We start from the raw sequence: 2,114 nt of genomic DNA on the forward strand, positions 1-2,114 counted from the left end.
GATGATCGCGGCGCCGGCGGCGACCAGCAGCAGCCCGCCGGCCAGCAGGCGGCGGGGCCGTGCCGGTCGACCGCGACACCCATCACCGGCGCCATCGCCGCCATCACGCACAGCGCCAGCGCGCCGGCTCCCGACAGGAAGGCGCGGTCCCAGCCCAGCTCCGTCTCGATCGCCGGCATCGACAGGCCGAGCACGGCGCGGACCGAGAAGGACAGCGCCAGCGCCGTGAAGCCGATGCCGACCAGGATCCAGCGGCCGCCCGATGCCTGTTCCGGCATGATGTGCTCCTTGCAGATCGGCTAAAGTCTCTCTCGACCGGTGGGGCCGCAGCAAACGAGATTCCGTGCGGTTTGGGTTTAGAACGGCTAAATTGGAGCCATGACCGGACCGCTCCCTCTCCTCGGCCTGCGGACCTATGCCGAGATCGGCCGGCGCGGCAGCGTCAAGGCGGCGGCCGAGGCCATGGGCGTGACCCCCGGCGCGGTCAGCCAGCAGCTGAAGCTGCTGGAGCAGCGCCTGGGCCTGGCGCTGTTCGCGCGCGACCGCCAGGGCCTGCGCCTCACCGAGCTCGGCGCCCGGGCGCATCCGCTGGTGCAGCGCGGCTTCGACCAGCTGGCCGAGGCGCTGGAGCTGCTGGCGGCGGAGGGACGGCGGGAGACGCTGACGGTCAGCACCGCCCCGGCCTTCGCCGCCTCCTGGCTGGTGCCGCGGCTGGGCCGCTTCACCGCCCGCCATCCCGGCATCGAGGTGCGGGTCGAGGCGACCACGGCGCTGTCCGATCTCGGCCGGGTCGATGTGGTGCTGCGCCACGGCCTGGGCCGCTGGCCCGGGCTGGAATCGGAGCCGCTGCTGGCGCCGCGGCTGCTGCCGGTGGCCGGCCCGGACCTGCTGCGCCGAGGCCCGACGATCGCCGGGCCGGCGGATTGCCTGGCCTATCCGCTGCTGCAGGACGGCGACCGCGCCGACTGGCGGCTGTGGCTGGCGGCGCAGGGGATCGAGGATGCGCGGGCGGAGCGCGGCCCGGCCTTCGACAGCGACCTGCTGCTGGTGCGGGCGGCGATCGCCGGCCAGGGGCTGGCGCTGATTCGCGACCTCTATGTCGAGGAGGAGATCGCCGCCGGCCGCCTGGCGCTGGCGCTCGACCGGCCCTGGCCGACCCGCTTCGCCTATTACGTCGCCGCCCGGCCGGCGATGTGGCGGACGCCGAAGCTGACCGCCTTCCGCGCCTGGCTTGCCGAGGAGGTGCACGGGGCCGAGGACGGGGCGGCAGAAGCGGCAGGGGGCGGCGGATGAGCGGGCGACCGGCCGCCGTTACGCCCTCGCGTTGCGATCGGAACCTGTGGTTCACTGCCGCCACCACGACATCCGGGGACCTTCGGCCATGACCACGCCGCGCTTCATCCTGCACCATGCGCCGCGCTCTCGCTCCGCCCGCATCCTGTGGCTGCTGGAGGAGACAGGGGTGCCCTTCGACATCGCGTCGCACGACTTCGCCAAGGCGACGCACAAGGACCCCGCCTATCTCGCCATCAACCCGGCCGGCAAGGTGCCGGCGCTGGTCGACCGCGGCCCGGCCGGGGACTGGTCGCCTCCGGCGGTGGTGACCGAGAGCGCCGCAATCTGCGCCTATGTCGCCGACGCCGTGCCTGAGGCAGGGCTGGCGCCGCCGGTCGGCTCGCGCGAGCGCGCCGCCTATGCCACCTGGATCGGCTTCTGTCCCTCGGTGCTGGAGCCCGCCTTCGCCGATTCGGTGTTCCCGCGGCGCGAGGATCCGCCGGCCCGCTCCATCGGCTGGTGTACCTATCCCGAGGCGCTGCAGCGGATCGAGGCGGCGCTGCAGGACGCGGGACCGTATCTGCTCGGAGCCCGTTTCAGCGCCGCGGACGTGCTGATCGGGTCGGTGCTGCAATGGCTGAAGGGCTGGGGCAAGCTGCCGGAATCGCCGGCGCTCTCGGCCTATCTCGCCACGCTGGCCGCGCGTCCGGCGGTGCAGCGCGCCCAGGCCCGGGACGCGGCGCCGGCGGCTGCATGATCCTGCGCCCTGCGGTCCTTTCCGACGCGCCGGCCCTGGCGGCGCTGCATGTCGCGGTCTGGCGCGACACCTATCGCGACCT

At 73.9% G+C, this 2,114-nt stretch carries 2 protein-coding genes and 1 pseudogene; 2 read left to right on the forward strand and 1 reads right to left on the reverse strand.

All coding sequences use genetic code 11. The annotated features are described in order from the left end of the window. Positions 1–278: pseudogene (locus P409_RS32575) on the reverse strand (hypothetical protein); the annotation flags it as partial. A gap of 100 nt (positions 279–378) precedes the next feature. Between P409_RS32575 and P409_RS32580 the strand changes: the two are divergent. Both P409_RS32580 and P409_RS32585 read left to right on the forward strand, forming a co-directional pair. Continuing rightward, positions 379–1,293, forward strand: coding sequence for a LysR substrate-binding domain-containing protein (locus tag P409_RS32580; RefSeq protein WP_052121656.1), 915 nt, complete (start codon positions 379–381; stop codon positions 1,291–1,293). A gap of 88 nt (positions 1,294–1,381) precedes the next feature. After that, entirely contained in the window at positions 1,382–2,032 is a 651-nt protein-coding gene (locus P409_RS32585) for a glutathione S-transferase family protein (RefSeq protein ID WP_034848429.1), read from the forward strand. Positions 2,033–2,114 lie beyond the last annotated feature (82 nt).

The sequence above is a fragment of the Inquilinus limosus MP06 genome, assembly GCF_000767795.1.
Lineage (GTDB): Bacteria > Pseudomonadota > Alphaproteobacteria > DSM-16000 > Inquilinaceae > Inquilinus > Inquilinus limosus_E.

Bases quoted from the DNA above. Each gene is read 5' to 3' on its own strand.
- P409_RS32580 (WP_052121656.1), top strand. From the start codon at position 379: ATGACCGGACCGCTCCCTCTCCTCGGCCTGCGGACCTATGCCGAGATC.
- P409_RS32585 (WP_034848429.1), top strand. From the start codon at position 1,382: ATGACCACGCCGCGCTTCATCCTGCACCATGCGCCGCGCTCTCGCTCC.